Source organism: Morganella psychrotolerans (assembly GCF_001676155.1).
GTDB classification, from domain to species: Bacteria; Pseudomonadota; Gammaproteobacteria; order Enterobacterales; family Enterobacteriaceae; genus Morganella; species Morganella psychrotolerans.
On sequence record NZ_LZEW01000001.1, the window covers coordinates 446120 to 461381 of the forward strand.

At 47.8% G+C, this 15262-nt stretch carries 15 protein-coding genes and 3 tRNA genes; 12 read left to right on the forward strand and 6 right to left on the reverse strand.

Going from position 1 to position 15262, the window contains the following annotated elements; genetic code table 11:
* Nucleotides 1-56 precede the first annotated feature (56 nt).
* The 3 genes from ttrB to ttrA are packed head-to-tail and all read left to right on the forward strand — an operon-like array spanning nucleotide 57 to nucleotide 4934.
* On the forward strand, nucleotides 57-797 hold the full coding sequence (ttrB, locus tag AYY16_RS02135) for a tetrathionate reductase subunit TtrB (RefSeq protein WP_067361411.1): 741 nt from the start codon (nucleotides 57-59) through the stop codon (nucleotides 795-797).
* On the forward strand, nucleotides 797-1861 hold the full coding sequence (gene ttrC / locus AYY16_RS02140; protein ID WP_067361414.1) for a tetrathionate reductase subunit TtrC: 1065 nt from the start codon (nucleotides 797-799) through the stop codon (nucleotides 1859-1861). Before ttrB ends, ttrC begins: the two co-directional genes overlap by 1 nt.
* Nucleotides 1854-4934, forward strand: coding sequence for a tetrathionate reductase subunit TtrA (gene ttrA, locus AYY16_RS02145; RefSeq protein WP_067361416.1), 3081 nt, complete (start codon nucleotides 1854-1856; stop codon nucleotides 4932-4934). Before ttrC ends, ttrA begins: the two co-directional genes overlap by 8 nt.
* 145 nt (nucleotides 4935-5079) lie before the next feature.
* Here the strand turns inward: ttrA and bssS are convergent, their stop codons facing one another.
* Together bssS and pyrC are read right to left on the reverse strand one after the other, a co-directional pair.
* Nucleotides 5080-5337: a biofilm formation regulator BssS gene (bssS, locus tag AYY16_RS02150; RefSeq protein ID WP_067361422.1), complete on the reverse strand. Its 258-nt coding sequence runs from the start codon at nucleotides 5335-5337 to the stop codon at nucleotides 5080-5082.
* Nucleotides 5338-5570: 233 nt separating this feature from the next.
* The gene (gene pyrC / locus AYY16_RS02155) at nucleotides 5571-6623 is read right to left on the reverse strand and encodes a dihydroorotase (protein ID WP_067361425.1); all 1053 of its coding nucleotides are present in this window, start codon (nucleotides 6621-6623) and stop codon (nucleotides 5571-5573) included.
* Nucleotides 6624-6989: 366 nt separating this feature from the next.
* Between pyrC and AYY16_RS02160 the strand changes: the two genes are divergently transcribed.
* The 3 genes from AYY16_RS02160 (at nucleotide 6990) to AYY16_RS02170 (ending at nucleotide 8203) form a co-directional block, all read left to right on the forward strand.
* Nucleotides 6990-7343, forward strand: a complete 354-nt coding sequence (locus AYY16_RS02160) for a type II toxin-antitoxin system RelE/ParE family toxin (RefSeq protein ID WP_067361429.1) — start codon at nucleotides 6990-6992, stop codon at nucleotides 7341-7343.
* Nucleotides 7344-7345: 2 nt separating this feature from the next.
* Nucleotides 7346-7648 carry a helix-turn-helix domain-containing protein gene (locus AYY16_RS02165; protein ID WP_067361432.1) on the forward strand — a complete coding sequence of 101 codons (303 nt, stop codon included), beginning with the start codon at nucleotides 7346-7348 and terminating at the stop codon, nucleotides 7646-7648.
* Between the two features lie 138 nt (nucleotides 7649-7786).
* Nucleotides 7787-8203: a DcrB-related protein gene (locus tag AYY16_RS02170; RefSeq protein WP_067361435.1), complete on the forward strand. Its 417-nt coding sequence runs from the start codon at nucleotides 7787-7789 to the stop codon at nucleotides 8201-8203.
* 37 nt (nucleotides 8204-8240) lie between these two features.
* Here AYY16_RS02170 and AYY16_RS02175 read toward each other — a convergent pair.
* The 4 genes from AYY16_RS02175 to AYY16_RS02190 all read right to left on the reverse strand — a co-directional run bounded on the left by AYY16_RS02175 (nucleotide 8241) and on the right by AYY16_RS02190 (nucleotide 9600).
* Nucleotides 8241-8316, reverse strand: a tRNA-Asn gene (locus AYY16_RS02175).
* A gap of 245 nt (nucleotides 8317-8561) precedes the next feature.
* A tRNA-Asn gene (locus AYY16_RS02180) sits at nucleotides 8562-8637 on the reverse strand.
* Between the two features lie 247 nt (nucleotides 8638-8884).
* Nucleotides 8885-8960 (reverse strand) — tRNA-Asn (locus tag AYY16_RS02185).
* A gap of 130 nt (nucleotides 8961-9090) precedes the next feature.
* Entirely contained in the window at nucleotides 9091-9600 is a 510-nt protein-coding gene (locus tag AYY16_RS02190) for a YlaC family protein (protein WP_067364561.1), read from the reverse strand.
* 454 nt (nucleotides 9601-10054) lie between these two features.
* Here AYY16_RS02190 and cspE point away from each other — a divergent pair, with 454 nt between their 5' ends.
* The 6 genes from cspE (at nucleotide 10055) to motA (ending at nucleotide 15256) form a co-directional block, all read left to right on the forward strand.
* Nucleotides 10055-10267 (forward strand): transcription antiterminator/RNA stability regulator CspE, encoded by a 213-nt coding sequence (cspE, locus tag AYY16_RS02195; RefSeq protein ID WP_067361438.1) that lies wholly within the window; start codon nucleotides 10055-10057, stop codon nucleotides 10265-10267.
* Nucleotides 10268-10370: 103 nt separating this feature from the next.
* Nucleotides 10371-10565 carry a protein DsrB gene (gene dsrB, locus AYY16_RS02200; RefSeq protein ID WP_067361440.1) on the forward strand — a complete coding sequence of 65 codons (195 nt, stop codon included), beginning with the start codon at nucleotides 10371-10373 and terminating at the stop codon, nucleotides 10563-10565.
* 336 nt (nucleotides 10566-10901) lie between these two features.
* Entirely contained in the window at nucleotides 10902-11597 is a 696-nt protein-coding gene (locus AYY16_RS02205) for an MgtC family protein (protein ID WP_067361441.1), read from the forward strand.
* 1731 nt (nucleotides 11598-13328) lie between these two features.
* The gene (flhD, locus tag AYY16_RS02210; protein WP_067361446.1) at nucleotides 13329-13682 is read left to right on the forward strand and encodes a flagellar transcriptional regulator FlhD; all 354 of its coding nucleotides are present in this window, start codon (nucleotides 13329-13331) and stop codon (nucleotides 13680-13682) included.
* 5 nt (nucleotides 13683-13687) lie between these two features.
* On the forward strand, nucleotides 13688-14269 hold the full coding sequence (gene flhC, locus AYY16_RS02215; protein ID WP_067361449.1) for a flagellar transcriptional regulator FlhC: 582 nt from the start codon (nucleotides 13688-13690) through the stop codon (nucleotides 14267-14269).
* Between the two features lie 99 nt (nucleotides 14270-14368).
* The gene (gene motA, locus AYY16_RS02220) at nucleotides 14369-15256 is read left to right on the forward strand and encodes a flagellar motor stator protein MotA (protein WP_067361452.1); all 888 of its coding nucleotides are present in this window, start codon (nucleotides 14369-14371) and stop codon (nucleotides 15254-15256) included.
* Nucleotides 15257-15262: the final 6 nt, after the last annotated feature.

Below are 15262 nucleotides of genomic sequence, written 5' to 3' on the forward strand. Positions count from 1 at the left end.
TTTGGCTGAGTTTGAACATTAAGCGCAATGAAGTTTGAAAGACACTGGAGAGCAGTATGGATCTTGGCAAACGAAAATTTCTGCAAAATCTGGGAGTCCTGACCGCCGGGGCTTCACTGGTTCCGCTGGCGGAAGCCGGTATGCATTTTTCACCGACCCGTCGTGAAGGTGACCCGTCAAAACGTTACGCAATGCTGATTGATTTACGCCGCTGTGTCGGCTGTCAGTCATGTACCGTCAGTTGTTCCGTAGAAAATCAGAGCCCGCAGGGGCAATTCCGCACATCCGTCAGTCAGTATCAGATCCAGATCCGCAATGAGGATGCCGCAACAACTAACGTCCTGCTGCCGCGCCTGTGCAATCACTGTGATAATCCGCCATGTGTGCCGGTGTGTCCGGTGCAGGCGACGTTCCAGCGTGAAGACGGAATTGTGGTGGTGGATAACACCCGCTGCGTGGGCTGCGCATACTGTGTGCAGGCCTGTCCGTACGATGCCCGCTTTATTAACCACAGTACACAAACGGCGGATAAGTGCACGTTCTGTACCCACCGTCTGGAAGCCGGGTTGTTACCGGCCTGTGTGGAATCCTGTGTCGGCGGTGCGCGTATCATCGGCGATTTAAAAGATCCGTCCAGCACAATAAGCAAAATGCTGCATGAACACGAAGCCGCAATCAAAGTTCTGAAACCGGAAAGCGGCACATTACCGCAGGTGTTTTATCTGGGGCTGGATGATGCCTTTGTCCAACCGCTGGAAAATCGCGGTCAGCCCGCATTATGGCAGGAGATCCACTGATGATTGAACAGACAATGTTAATTCAGGAAGTGCTGGCCCGCCCGCAGGAAATCACCTGGCTGCCGTGGGCAGTGCAATACTTCTTTATGATAGGGATTGCCGCCTGCGCCGCGCTTTATGCCTGCTGGCAGCGCTGGCGTGGTGATAAACGTGATGCCCGCCTTGAGATGCTGGCCGTTTTTATCAGTATCACACTAGGTATTGCCGCACCGTTGGCACTGACGGCTGATCTGCATCAGACTGCCCGCGTCTGGCATTTTTATGCGTATCCGACACCGTGGTCGTGGATGCCTTGGGGGGCGGTATTCCTGCCTGCATTCACCGGCTGTATCGGTTTGTATTTTCTGGCGCTGGTGGCGGATAAAATATGGGGTAAACAATTTAAACTGACCCGCTGGGTGGCACTCGGCAGCGCGGCATTTGCAATCGGGCTGCTGTTATACACCGGACGCGAGGTGTCTGTTGTCCGCGCTCATCCGATCTGGTTCAGTTATTGGATACCGGTACTGTTGTTTTTCAGTGCATTACAGGCATTACCGGCGCTTATGATGCTGGGTGCGCGCCGCGAACCGCAGTATCAGGCACAGCTTGCCCGCTTACAGATAGTGTCATTGCTGCTGCTGGCAGTGAGTATGGGCTTCTGGATTGCGGGAGACACGCTTTCCGGAGCCGCTATCCGCGCACAACTGAGTTTCGGCAGCACCGGATGGACAATGGCAATGGGCGAAGTCGTGCTGTGGATTGCCCTGATGGTACTGGCTGTGCGTCTTCTGACCGGTCGCCGTTCAGTGGCTTATATCACCGTCCATGCGGTACTGACCCTGTTACTCACCTGGTCGCTGCGCTGGATGCTGCTGATGAGTGTGCAGACCTTACCGAAATACAATGTTATGCATAACCCGTACAGCCTGCCGATGGGCACTGACGGTATCCAGGCGATTATCGGCACTGTCGGCTTGTGGATAGCCCTGGTGATTATATTCCGTGAAGGTATTCGCTGGGTAAATAATAAAGTACAGAATAAACAAAATATTACGCAGGACGGGGGTGTACAGCATGGCTAAGTCAACAAGACGTCAGTGGTTAAAAGCAGGTTTGGCGGTCGGCGGGCTGGTGGCTTTCGGGATCAGTTACCGTGATGTGGCAAAACGCGCCATCGACGGGCTGATGAACGGTACATCCGGTAAAGTGACACTCCACCGTATCAATGGTAATTCACTGATCCCGGAAGGGAATGCCTTAAAGGGCTGGCAGGCGGATAAAACTCAGGCAGTATCCATGACGCAGTGTTTCGGCTGCTGGACCCAGTGCGGGATCCGCGCCCGTGTTGACCGCGAAACCAATCAGGTTATCCGCATTGCCGGAAACCCGTATCATCCGCTGTCGCATGATCATCATATTGCGTATAACACCCCGCTGGCAGATGCCCTGAAAAATATGGGCGGCGAAAGCGGGCTGGAAGGACGCTCTACTGCCTGTGCCCGTGGTGCAACCCTGATGGAAGGGCTGGACAGCCCGTTGCGTATCCTGGAGCCGATGAAGCGTGTTGGTAAGCGCGGCGAAGGGAAATGGCAGCGCATCAGTTATGAACAACTGATGCAGGAAGTCATTGAAGGCGGCGATCTGTTTGGTGAAGGGCATGTGGATGGCTTACGGGCGATCCGCGACCTTGATACTTTGATTGACCCGGCGCAGCCTGCGCTTGGTCCGGTGGCAAATCAGCTGCTGGTGACCAATGCCGGGGATGACGGGCGCGATACCTTTATCCGCCGGTTTGCCCAGAATGCATTCGGCAGTAAAAACTTCGGGGCGCACGGCTCTTACTGCGGGCTGGCATATCGTGCCGGTTCCGGCGCACTGATGAATGATCTTGATAAAAATGCCCACGTTAAACCGGACTGGGATTATGTCAAATTTGCCCTTTTCCTCGGCACATCACCGGCACAGTCAGGCAACCCGTTCAAGCGCCAGGGCCGCCAACTGGCGAATGCCCGTATCCGTGACAGCTTTAATTATGCCGTTGTGTCACCGGCGCTGCCGCTGACCACAACGCTGGCAAACGACCACGGACACTGGATCCCGATTGAGCCGGGCACGGATTCCGCACTGGTCATGGGAATGATCCGCGTGATGATTGAAAATAATCTTCACAATGCGGAGTATTTGTCTGTACCGGGCGAAGCCGCGATGAAGCGGGTCGGTGAAAGCAGCTGGACCAATGCCACGCACCTGGTTATCACCGATGATAAACATCCGCTTGCCGGACAGCATCTGACCGCGGAAGCCCTGAATGGCGTGGCGTCAGAAGAGCCGGTGTATCTGGTTCTTAATGATCTGAATGTGTTGGTTCCGGCAGCAGAGTGCGACCGCGCGGTACTTGATGTCAGTCAGCCGGTAACACTGGCAGACGGCACAACGGTTACTGTAAAAAGTAGTTTCCTGCTGCTGAAAGAAGCCGCTCAGCGTTTCACCCTGGCAGAATACACTGCCCGCTGCGGCGTGCCGGAAGAGACTATTGCCGGGCTTGCAAAAGCGCTGACATCTTACGGGCGCAAAGCCGCAGTGATTTCACACGGCGGTATGATGTCCGGTAACGGATTCTATAATGCCTGGGCGGTGATCATGCTCAATGCGTTGATCGGCAACATGAATCTGAAAGGCGGCGTGTCTGTCGGCGGCGGCAAATTTAATGGTGCCAATGACGGTCCGTGCTACAAAATGGACAGCTTCCCGGGCAAAGTGAAGCCGAAAGGCATGAACCTGGCGCGCAGTAAATCAGTCTACGAAAAATCAGATGAATACAAAAACAAAGTGGCAGCAGGTCAGAACCCGTATCCGGCAAAAGCGCCGTGGTATCCGCTGGCAGCCGGTCAGTTAACAGAGCAGCTCGGCTCAGCACTGGAAGGGTATCCGCATAAACTGAAAGCCTGGATAACCAATATGACCAATCCGCTTTATGGGATCGCGGGTATTCGTCAGGTTATGGAAGATAAACTGAAAGACCCGGCACATCTGCCGCTGATCATCGGCATTGATGCCTTTATGAATGAAACCACCGCGCTGGCGGATTACATTGTGCCGGATACGCATAACTTTGAGAGCTGGGGATTCAGTGCGCCGTGGTCTGGTGTTCAGACCAAAGCGACCACTGCGCGTTGGCCGATTGTTGAACCTCGCGTGGCAAAAACCGCAGACGGGCAGCCAGTCTCAATGGAATCTTTCTGTATCTCAGTCGCGAAAGCCCTGAATTTACCGGGATTTGGTGATAATGCGATTGCAGATAATGACGGTAATACTTATCCGCTGAATACGGCTGAAGATTATTATCTGCGCGTGGCAGCCAATACAGCATTCATGGGTGAGAAACCGGGACCGGAAGCTAAAGAGGCTGATATTAAGCTCTCGGGTGTCGATCGCATTGTACCCGCTATGCAGCGCACACTGAAAGCGGATGAAATCAGCCGTGTTGCGTATCTCTACAGTCGCGGCGGACGTTTTGCACCGTATGAAAAAAGCTGGGATGGCGAAAAAACCGGGCCGCAGTGGAAGCAACCGCTGCAAATCTGGAATGCGGAAGTGGCACAAAATCGTCACGCAATCACCGGTGAACGGTTCAGCGGCTGCCCGACTTACTATCCGCCGCGTTTATCAGACGGCAGCGATATCAATAAAGTGTATCCGGTTGATGCCTGGCCGCTGAAGCTGATGTCGTTTAAATCTCATGTGATGAGCAGTTCGACCACGATGATCGAACGTCTGCACCATGTGAAACCGTGCAATATGGTGGCACTGAACCCGGCAGACGGCGAGAAATTCGGCGTACAGCACGGTGACTGGGTGCGCATTACCACTCCGGGCGGCAGCGCGCAGGCACAGGTCAGTTTGCTGACCGGTGTTATGCCTGGCGTGGTCGCGATTGAACACGGTTACGGACATCATGAGATGGGCGCGCGTCAGCACTATCTGGATGGTGAAGAGATGGCGATGGACAAACGTATTGCTTCGGGGATCAACATCAACGATCTGGGCTTTGCGGATCCGACAAGACAAGTCAGCAATACCTGGCTTGACTGGGTAACGGGTGCTTCCGTCCGCCAGGGATTACCGGCAAAAGTGGAACGGATTTCTGCTGCCTGATAAATATTATCTGCCTCAACCCAACATATAATAAATAGTGACACAATACCTCTGACCACCTTCGGGTGGTCTTTTTTGTGGCAGAAAAACAGCACAAAAAACAAAGGACACCCTGTTGGTGTCCCTCTTAGATCATTTTGCTGTGTCAGTGCTTAATATTATCAGAACGGTTGCAATATTCGCCGGATTCTATTTTATCAATTCCGGCCTGAAGGATAGAAATCAACTGGCGGGCAACATCGGTTGTCAGCCACATCGTTTTATCGGTTTCCGCATGTTCAGGGGCCTGGGATTGATCCCTGATATAATGCAGGCGCAACATCATTGCATCATAACTGTCGACAGTACTGATATCCCATCCGATCACGGGGTGGGTTTGAATGACCGCTTTCTTATCGTCCATTGGTACCTCCTAATCATAATGCAAGATGATAATATCTGTGACTAAGAGCTAACGTCCCGTTAACAACGAGCTTTACCAGTATAGGGCTTTTTAATAAAGTAAACAGAGGGGGAGGGACTGTAATTGTGCAGAAAACAGCAAGTTCACCTTTTTTTTTATATAATTGTGGTGCAATAACGCATTTTTCACCTTATTGCACCAAAGAGTCAGGTACTTATACTAAGTAAATAGGCTTACTTACAAACATTAACACGCCAGCGGGCATCAGTGCCTGCCAGGAAAGGCACCAGCGCCTCTTCTGCTTCACCGATAGTTTCAGGAACTATTGTTTCTTCCCGCGTTAATTCAATAAACCCGTCATTTACCGGTAAGCCGTAAAATGCAGGTCCGTTGAGTGAACAGAAGGCTTCAAAATGTGCCAGTGCACCCAGCTCTTCAAAGACAGTAGCATAAGCCGCGAGGGCGTTTGGTGCATTAAAAACACCGGCACAGCCGCAGGATGATTCTTTCCGGTGGCGTACGTGCGGTGCGCTATCTGTTCCGAAGAAGAAACGCGGAGAGCCGCTTGCCACCGCCTGACGCAGTGCTTCCTGATGAATATTACGTTTGAGCACCGGCAGACAATACAGGTGCGGATGAATTCCGCCAACCAGCATATGGTTGCGGTTAAATATCAGATGCTGCGGGGTCAGTGTTGCGGCAACATTATCATCAGCGTCAAGGACATACTGCGCAGCCTCTTTGGTGGTAATGTGCTCAAAAACTACTTTCAGTGCCGGAAAATCACGGCGCAGCGGGATCATCACCTGCTCAATAAAACGCGCTTCGCGATCAAAAATATCAATATCTGCCTGTGTCACTTCGCCGTGAACCAGCAGCGGCATACCGGTGCGCGACATCATCTCCAGCACCGGATAAATATTTCTGACATCAGAGACACCGTGCGCAGAGTTGGTGGTCGCATTTGCCGGATAAAGCTTACAGGCGGTAAATACCCCTTCACTAAAGCCACGTTCAATTTCTGCGGTATTTGCACCATCTGTCAGGTAACAGGTCATCAGCGGGGTAAAATGGTGTCCATCCGGTACAGCGGCCAGAATGCGCTCACGGTACGCTATGGCGGCATCCACGGTGGTTACCGGCGGAGCCAGATTCGGCATCACAATGGCACGGCCGAAAAACTCACTGGTATAAGGCACAACAGTATTGAGCATCGCGCCATCACGGAAATGAATATGCCAGTCGTCAGGGCGGCGGATTTTCAGGGAAGATATTGGATGAGTCATTGAACCGGCTCCGAAATAAGTATAAGGATAACCTGATGGCGGATGCCATAAGCCGGAGAAGGATAATAGAACGAAATGCAGGTAAATACTATCCTCTTATTCATTCAAACTGCAGGTTCGTTGGCACAGGGAGCCTGCCTGTATCCTGAATGACGTTGGGTATATGTTAATTTGATTTTTGCGTTACACGCCCTGAATTGGTTTAGCTGTTACTGAAAACCGCCTGTCTTATCTGAATGCAGATTCTGTTTGTTACTGTTCCTCCGTATAGTCTGGCTGCGGCTGTTATAAGATCCTCACTATTGCTTTACACCTATATTGCTTTACAGCGATATAGCTTATAATCTATATTAGTGAGGATGCACTGTGTGGACGATTGTGACGACGGATACGTTTACTGCGTGGCTTGCCGTGCAACATAAATCAGATCGTGCTGCTGTACTGGCGGCGATGCTTGTATTACAGGTTCAGGGGCCGGGATTATCGCGCCCCTACAGTGACACCATTAAAGGTTCACTGTACATGAATATGAAAGAGTTGCGGATCCAAAGCAGGGGTGAACCGATACGGGCATTTTATGCATTTGATCCCGGACGCCGTGGCGTTTTATTGTGTGCCGGTAATAAAACCGGAAATGAAAAACGATTCTATGCACAGATGATTGCGCAGGCAGATCGGGAGTTCACTGACTGGCTGAATGCACTAAAGAACAGGAGGTAAAGATGGGGAAATCACTGGAGCAACTGCTTGCAGATGAAACACCTGAAGTGGTCGCTGATGCAAAAGCGATGGCAACAGAGATATTGCTTAATATCCACCTTGCGCAGTTGCGGGAGCGGGTACAAAAAACCCAGGTGGAAATGGCACAGGCGCTGGGAATCAAGCAACCAACGGTTGCCGGAATGGAAAAACCGGGGCGTGACCTGAAATTATCGACACTCAGACGCTATGTTGATGCGATAGGCGGTAAACTGAATATTGATATTGAACTGCCGGATGGTTCACATCATACATTTATAGTGTGAAAAATAAGGGATTTACTAATAGATCCGGACAGGAACGCAGGGTAAATTAATACAGGACAATGATGTGACATTGACCTGACGGGAACGGAACAGCGACAGCGTAATATCCCGTCATTACATTAAAAACAAGGAGTTACTATGAATTACCATTGCCAGGAAGGCGCGGTTACCCTGCCGGTTTCAGATTATCTGGACAGCAGTGTTCATATTCTGAAGTTTCCGTCTCTGGATGCCACACTGACACTCACCCGTGACCGCCTTGCGCAGGAGCAAACCGCCGCAGAGTATCTCACCGCACAAATCACGCTGTTACAGCAGAATATGACACTTCACGGGCTGACAGAGTTTATGTCGTTTCATACTGTTGAACAGATAGCCGGTACTGAATTTTATTGTGAGCCGGAGCAGCAGGGAATGCATCTTTATCAGTATGTTGCCGCATATGATTTGACCAGTTCATTACTGGTTATGACCTATTGCCAGATCCGCCCGTTTACGGATGTGGATTTACAGCACTGGCAGACACTGAAACTGAATTTTGCCCGCAGACCGTAAAGCAAAAAGCCCGCTCATTGAGCGGGCTTTTAAAATGTGGCTCCTCCAGCTGGACTTGAACCAGCGACATACGGATTAACAGTCCGGCGTTCTACCAACTGAACTATGGAGGAAGCGTGTTCTCTGTGAGAACGGGGTGGATAATAATGCGGACCGGGAGGATTGTCAAAGCGAAAATCACAGAAGATGTTCTGTTTGCCGGACTTCTGAGCATAGCGGTGGAATAATCATCAAAATCACGGTGTTAACACTGATGAAGGGGGCATTTCTGTATTTTTCAGGGATGATTTTGTGGTGACAGAAGGAGGAATATAACAGACGAAAAAAAAACCTGCTCATTGAGCAGGCTTCTTAAATGTGGCTCCTCCAGCTGGACTTGAACCAGCGACATACGGATTAACAGTCCGCCGTTCTACCGACTGAACTATGGAGGAAGCGAGTTCTCTGTGAGAACGGGGTGAATCATAGCGGGGTGATGCCGGGTTGTAAAGGACAAAATGCAAAAAAATGTCTGAGTGGTCAAGGGGTGAGCGATTTAATGTAATTTCGCTTGTCGCCTGCAGGCATCCGGGATTATTCAGCGTATATCAGGTAAAAAAAGAGAGAAAACGGGTGTTATTAATCCGGATGATGCCAGTGGCAGAATGCAAAAAGCCCGCTCATTGAGCGGGCTTTTAAATGTGGCTCCTCCAGCTGGACTTGAACCAGCGACATACGGATTAACAGTCCGGCGTTCTACCAACTGAACTATGGAGGAAGCGTTGTTCCCTTGGGAACGAGGCGCATATTAGCGGGGCGCCTGCGTTGTGTCAATGGGGAAAAATCAAATTTGCACTGTTTGCTCATCAAGTGAACGCTATGAACAAAAAAGTCGCATAAACAGCGGGTTAAGCCGCACCTTTCATCCAGTGAGAGGCTTGTTTTTCCGGGTGTTTCTCCGGATAGGCAATAAGGAACAGATCATAAAAAGAAAGATCGTTTTTTGTTTCGTTAGTGCGGCGGATGTCTTGTTTAAGGCTGTCACTAACCTGTGGATGTGACAGTAAGGCATTAATCGTCTCCGGCGGGACAATCTCACTGACAAACCATTCGCCGTTATAGCACACGCGTAAATCCAGAACGCCGATGTCCGCGAAGTGATAGACAGGCTTGATTTCAAAGAGCAGCACTGCGGCCATGACCAGAAACAGGGCACTGAAACCAAGCAGCCAATAAAATCCGAAGTATGGCGCGTAATAAATAAGAACACCCAAAAAGAGATAGGACACTACCATTGCCAGGCACAAAAAAGGGTATGTGCGCAGAAAATGGCTGTTAAAACGGGGTTTTCCGTCCCGTTTTTCGCGCTGATTAATCGTATCAAGCGCGCTGGTAATAAGCGATTTGACGATATCCATATAGTGGCCTCTGAAGATACTTTTATGATACATTATATTAACATAACCCTGTTCCGGCAGAGTAGATCAGTTATCTTATTTGTCCTGGCGAAGTGTTATGATTGCGGGTCAAATAAGAATAATCCTAACCCCGTAAAAAATGTGATACACAGCACTTAATTGACTGAAATTGCAAAAAATAATCAGAATGAAAACAGATAAATATGAGCTTATTCACTTTTTACAGAAATTGTCCCGATAAATCAGTTGCTATTCAGTGTCTGCCATGAGTTAATGTTTGCGGCCCGATAAAAAGAGCAGCTTTATGTATGACAACTGAGTTTGAGCGTGTAGTTGAGTGTTATCCTGGATAGCCTTTGACCGTTTCATCTGCTGTGTGCCTCCATTTAGTTTTTGCTTCCGGCCAGTACCTGCCAATATGGCAATGCATTTATTATATATATAGGAAAGACACATGTCTGACAAAATGAAAGGTCAAGTTAAGTGGTTTAACGAATCTAAAGGCTTTGGTTTCATCACTCCGGCTGATGGTAGCAAAGATGTTTTCGTACACTTCTCTGCCATTCAGGGCGCAGGTTTCAAAACCCTGGGCGAAGGCCAAGCAGTAGAATTCACCATCGAGAATGGTGCTAAAGGCCCGGCTGCAGCTAACGTAACTCCGCTGTAAGATATAGCCAAACCAAATTCCAAGCCTGCCATGTAAGTGGCGGGCTTTTTTTTCGTCCGTTTTTTTGTTTCATTATCCGAAACAGGGCACAAAGGGGCACATGATGCAGATAAATGACACTGTGTATGTCAAAACGGACTCAGATGTTCCGCGTGAAGGTAAGATCTTACTGATTGAACCTTTTAGTGAAGGCATTATGTATCTGGTTTCATTGCCGGAATATCCCGGAGGTATCTGGTTTTTTAACGAGAAAGAAGGGGGGGATGGTGTATTTGTAACGCCGGGTAATGATATCTGACTTTACTTACTTTACCCGCCAACCTATACTCCGTGCATTAATTTTAAGCAGAGGATCCGGATTTGGACAGTTGCAGTGACGACACATTGTAGTAATCCGGCCCGCGTTCCCTTCTGAAACTGCCTGCCGGAACCCCGGCGGCGGTGCATTGTTATCATGTACTGCAACAATCACGTGTGATCTCCTTTAAAGGGGGGACTCACCGGTAAAGGTATGCAGCATGTTCATTATTTTCCATACACTCTTTCCTCCCGGTAACTGAGCAGAAATTTCCGTTATTTTCCCTTTTTCTGTTTGAACACCTGACGTCATTACGTCATACAGGTGGAGGTTACTATGTTTGCAATTCCTTATTTACTGAATTTACTTGCCGCACTTGCACTCGGTGCATTAATTGGTGCAGAACGCCAGTGGCGTCAGCGCATGGCCGGGCTGCGGACCAATGCTCTGGTCGCAATTGGCGCCACTGTTTTTATTTTAAGCTCTGTCAGTGCCTCACCGGACAGCCCCGGCAGGATCGCGGCGCAAATTGTCTCCGGTATCGGGTTTTTAGGTGCCGGCGTCATTATGCGTGAAGGTATGAATATCCGCGGATTAAACACGGCGGCGACATTGTGGTGTTCCGCAGGGATTGGTGTGTTGTGCGGATTAGGAGAGTTCACTATTGCCGCGACAGCCACGCTGGTTATTTTATGCGCGAATATTTTGTTGCGGGAGGCTGCTCTGAGAATTAATGCACAGCCAAAAAGCCAGGCTACAGACCTGGTGCAGAACTATAAAATTCGTGTTACCTGTCATGAAAAAGATGAAATTTTAGTCCGTACTGTCATTTTACAGGCTCTGAATGGGTTACATGTCCGTCTTAAATCACTCAGTAGTGCGGACATTCAACAGGGATTACTGGAGGTCTGTGCTGAAGTTGAGGCTACACCGGCAGAGCAAAAAGAGGTGGAAGGCATCGTTTGCCGCGTCAGTCTGGAGAAAAGTGTCAGTGCAGTGAACTGGATTATTTCATCAGAGCAACCTGTCTGATATTTTCGCAGGGGATTGGTGGCGGTCATTACGGCTGTCACCAATTAAAATCCGGATATTTACTTATCTGATAAGTTGTTAGCTTTATTTCGCGTATCAACAGAATATTGAAACATGGCAATAATTAATAGCGGGACAGGGATGTGATTTTATTCTTTTATTAAGAATAAAGAACTAAAAAAAAATTCATGCAGAGGATAAACGGCGAAGTAGTGACAACGGGATCTCGTCTTCGCACAAGTGGATAAATTGCACTTTTTTTTACTATAGATACGTGATTTTCATCACAAAAACAGGCTGTAGATTTGGAAATTTTTCAGAAAATTTGCGCTGCATTGTGATCCGGAGCTCAAATAATGGAAATTATTCATATTATTCAGACAGAAAAAATAAAATGAAAAAAGGCTAATTTTGATCTGTGTATTATTTTGGAGATAAGCCGTTAAAAACAGCTGTCTGATGTGTGTACTAATACGGCGAATGGTTAGTCATTATCCCGTCGATTCCGATTTACTCGTCTAATTTGTAAAAACAAAAGTATATAGTAACGTTTCGTTACTATAGTCTACGGAATCATAATTCTACTAATTTACACCCTTATGCTACATTTAATTAACGCTTTTGCTAATAGGAAAATACCGGGATTGCGATACCGGCAGGTCACAGATGTAACAAATAACAAAAAGGGACTGTTTACAGTCGGACAGGTATAGCGCGCAAGGGGCGCAAAGAGGGCACCGGATTTATAAAAGTATTGCCGGAACAGATATACGTGAGCGTATTCACTTTTAAACGAGAAATAAATGAAGGTATAAAAATAAATAATGCTGTTTTTTATAAAAAACAGTAATTGAAACGAATATAAAAACCCCGCCAATAATTAAAAATATTAAATATTAAATTATTCTCTGAGAAAATTAAAATCAGAACCAAGCGTAAGTTAAATTAATGAATTGATATTGATGCTGTCTATTTTTTGATAAAAAACACTTAACATTGATCTCAATCCTGATCAGAAGTCATACTGTTACATTCTGTCATGACATGGCTATTATCCTGACAAAAAAAATACTAAAATGTGGCTTTAATCATGTGAAATAAGCAAAATAAGTGGTTTATACCACCATTTTAATCAAGTGCTACTGCATTATTTATTGTAATGGCGGGTTTCCGAATAAAACATTTTGATGTGGATCAATATTCTTTGTTCTGTAATGTGATTGGTGTATTGAACTCATGCCGCACGTAAAAAGAGTCGGATTTACCTGAAGATTACTGACATTTGACTTATGTGAGTTATAAGTATGGTGGCTATTTGGGATATGAAGAGACAAAATATAATAAATAGTGAAATTGTACTAATGCATGATGGGTTATTTATATCAGGGGGCTAAAAACAAACATCAGTGGCTTGAATAGTTAATTTTGTGGTGCATAATAAATCACGCCCATAAATGATATAAGCTGACCCAGACATTAAATAAGCTAGTACTGATTTTCATCGGTACTTTTATTGTTTACAGGTATTCCTGATATGTATTTAATTTAAGTTTACTTTTGTGTACTGCACACGCATGCCGGATATTCATATATGGACTGACAGGTCAAACAATGGAATGAACTCCTCCGGTAATTACAATATTACTTAAAACAGGTTCTCAGGCATCACTCAAACCCCGGGTTTGTTTCTGCGCTACATTGATGCTGCTAATATTCGGAAAGGAAAAAAAAATGAACCCGACGACTGATTTTCTGAAGCATATTTATGACATTAATCTCTCATATTTACTGCTTGCCCAAAAACTTATCGCTCAGGAAAAAGCCACTGCCATGTTCCGGTTGGGTGTAAGCGACGCCATGGCAACTACATTAGCAAATCTTTCCCTCCATCAATTAGTCAAATTAGCAGAAACTAACCAGCTAATCTGTCAGTTCAGATTTGAAAACAGCGAAACGATTGAACGACTCACACGCGATTCCCGCGTGGATGAACTACAACAAATTCACACCGGAATTTTACTGTCAACCCGCCTGTTACAAACACATGGCGCGGGTGACTCTGACTCACATGCAAGAAAAAGATAAGTATCATGGCTGAAAAAAGTATCATCAAAGAGGCTCAGGATATCCGTCTCGCGATGGAATTAATCACTCTGGGTGCCCGTCTTCAGATGTTGGAAAGTGAAACACAAATCAGCCGGGGACGACTGATTCGGTTATACAAAGAGCTGCGGGGTTGCCCGCCGCCGAAAGGCATGCTGCCGTTTTCGACAGACTGGTTTATGACCTGGGAACAAAATATTCATGCTTCCATGTTTTATAACGCTTACCAGTTTTTAATGAACAGCGACCAGTGCACCGGAGTTGACGTGATAGTAAAGGCTTACCGGCTTTACCTGGAGCAGTGCCCGCCAGCGCCCGGTGAGGACCCTTTGCTGGCGCTGACCCGTGCATGGACTCTGGTCCGGTTTGTGGACAGCGGTATGTTGCAATGCTCTGTCTGCTTCGGGTGCAAAGGCTCATTTATCACCTATGCACACATCCCTGAAAACAGTTTTACCTGTAGTCTGTGTCAGCCTCCGTCACGGGCAATAAAAAAACGTAAACTTTCCGCTCATCCCGCCGATATTACGCTATATCGACAGGATGGCATTGCCAAAGCGGTAATGTGATTGGATTGATTTGGTAAACAGGCAAATATAGTTTGCCTGTCCTTCCTGAAAACTCCCTTTGACTGCCATCCGATACCTAACTGAGTGAAAGGGAATAGCGTGTTAATACTCATTGGATACATCATTGTTACGGGCACGGTCATCGGCGGATATCTGATGGTCGGCGGTCATATGGGCGCACTTTACCAACCCGCAGAGTTTCTGATTATTTTAGGCGCCGGTTTTGGTGCGTTTGTCGTTGGTAACAGCGGAAAATCCATTATTGCCCTGGGTAAAGTCCTGCCACGCCTGTTCCGGCGCTCGGCTTACAACAAAACTATGTCAATGGATCTGATGGCACTTTTGTTTCAGCTTCTGAACAAATCCCGCCAGCAGGGGCTTTTGGCACTGGAAAAAGATATCGAAAATCCGCAGGAGAGCGATATCTTTTCCCAGTATCCCCGCGTTCTGAAAGATCCCGTTGCGTTGATGTTCCTTGTTGATTATCTGCGCCTGATGATTACCAGTAACCTGCAAAGTCATGAAATTGAAGCGTTGATGGAAGAAGAGCTGGAAACGTTCCGCCAGGAGAGTGAAGTCCCTGCATCCGGTCTGAATATGGTAGGTGATTCCATGCCGGCATTCGGTATTGTTGCCGCGGTTCTCGGTGTGGTCAATGCTCTGGCCTCAGCCGATCGCCCTGCCGGTGAGCTGGGCGCACTGATTGCTCACGCGATGGTCGGAACATTCCTCGGGATACTTGTGGCTTACGGCTTTATTTTACCGCTGGCCTCACTTATCCGTCTGCGCAGCGGCGAGCAATTAAAAATGCTGGAATGCATTAAGGTGACGTTTCTCTCTTCACTTCAGGGTTATCCTCCGCAAATTGCTGTCGAATTCGGTCGTAAAGTACTGTTCAGCACTGATCGTCCGTCATTTACCGAGCTGGAAGATAAAGTCCGCGAGGTGAAAGTCAGTCACCGCACCGAAGCGAAGGACGAGGAGTAATCAGAC

What these genes read in the sequence shown, in the direction of transcription:
- AYY16_RS02165 (WP_067361432.1), top strand. Translation starts at nt 7,346, where the DNA reads ATGGGGAAATCACTGGAGCAACTGCTTGCAGATGAAACACCTGAAGTG.
- cspE (WP_067361438.1), top strand. Translation starts at nt 10,055, where the DNA reads ATGTCTGACAAAATGAAAGGTCAAGTTAAGTGGTTTAACGAATCTAAA.
- ttrB (WP_067361411.1), top strand. Translation starts at nt 57, where the DNA reads ATGGATCTTGGCAAACGAAAATTTCTGCAAAATCTGGGAGTCCTGACC.
- dsrB (WP_067361440.1), top strand. Translation starts at nt 10,371, where the DNA reads ATGCAGATAAATGACACTGTGTATGTCAAAACGGACTCAGATGTTCCG.
- flhD (WP_067361446.1), top strand. Translation starts at nt 13,329, where the DNA reads ATGAACCCGACGACTGATTTTCTGAAGCATATTTATGACATTAATCTC.
- ttrA (WP_067361416.1), top strand. Translation starts at nt 1,854, where the DNA reads ATGGCTAAGTCAACAAGACGTCAGTGGTTAAAAGCAGGTTTGGCGGTC.
- ttrC (WP_067361414.1), top strand. Translation starts at nt 797, where the DNA reads ATGATTGAACAGACAATGTTAATTCAGGAAGTGCTGGCCCGCCCGCAG.
- flhC (WP_067361449.1), top strand. Translation starts at nt 13,688, where the DNA reads ATGGCTGAAAAAAGTATCATCAAAGAGGCTCAGGATATCCGTCTCGCG.
- bssS (WP_067361422.1), bottom strand. Translation starts at nt 5,337, where the DNA reads ATGGACGATAAGAAAGCGGTCATTCAAACCCACCCCGTGATCGGATGG.
- pyrC (WP_067361425.1), bottom strand. Translation starts at nt 6,623, where the DNA reads ATGACTCATCCAATATCTTCCCTGAAAATCCGCCGCCCTGACGACTGG.
- AYY16_RS02170 (WP_067361435.1), top strand. Translation starts at nt 7,787, where the DNA reads ATGAATTACCATTGCCAGGAAGGCGCGGTTACCCTGCCGGTTTCAGAT.
- AYY16_RS02190 (WP_067364561.1), bottom strand. Translation starts at nt 9,600, where the DNA reads ATGGATATCGTCAAATCGCTTATTACCAGCGCGCTTGATACGATTAAT.
- AYY16_RS02205 (WP_067361441.1), top strand. Translation starts at nt 10,902, where the DNA reads ATGTTTGCAATTCCTTATTTACTGAATTTACTTGCCGCACTTGCACTC.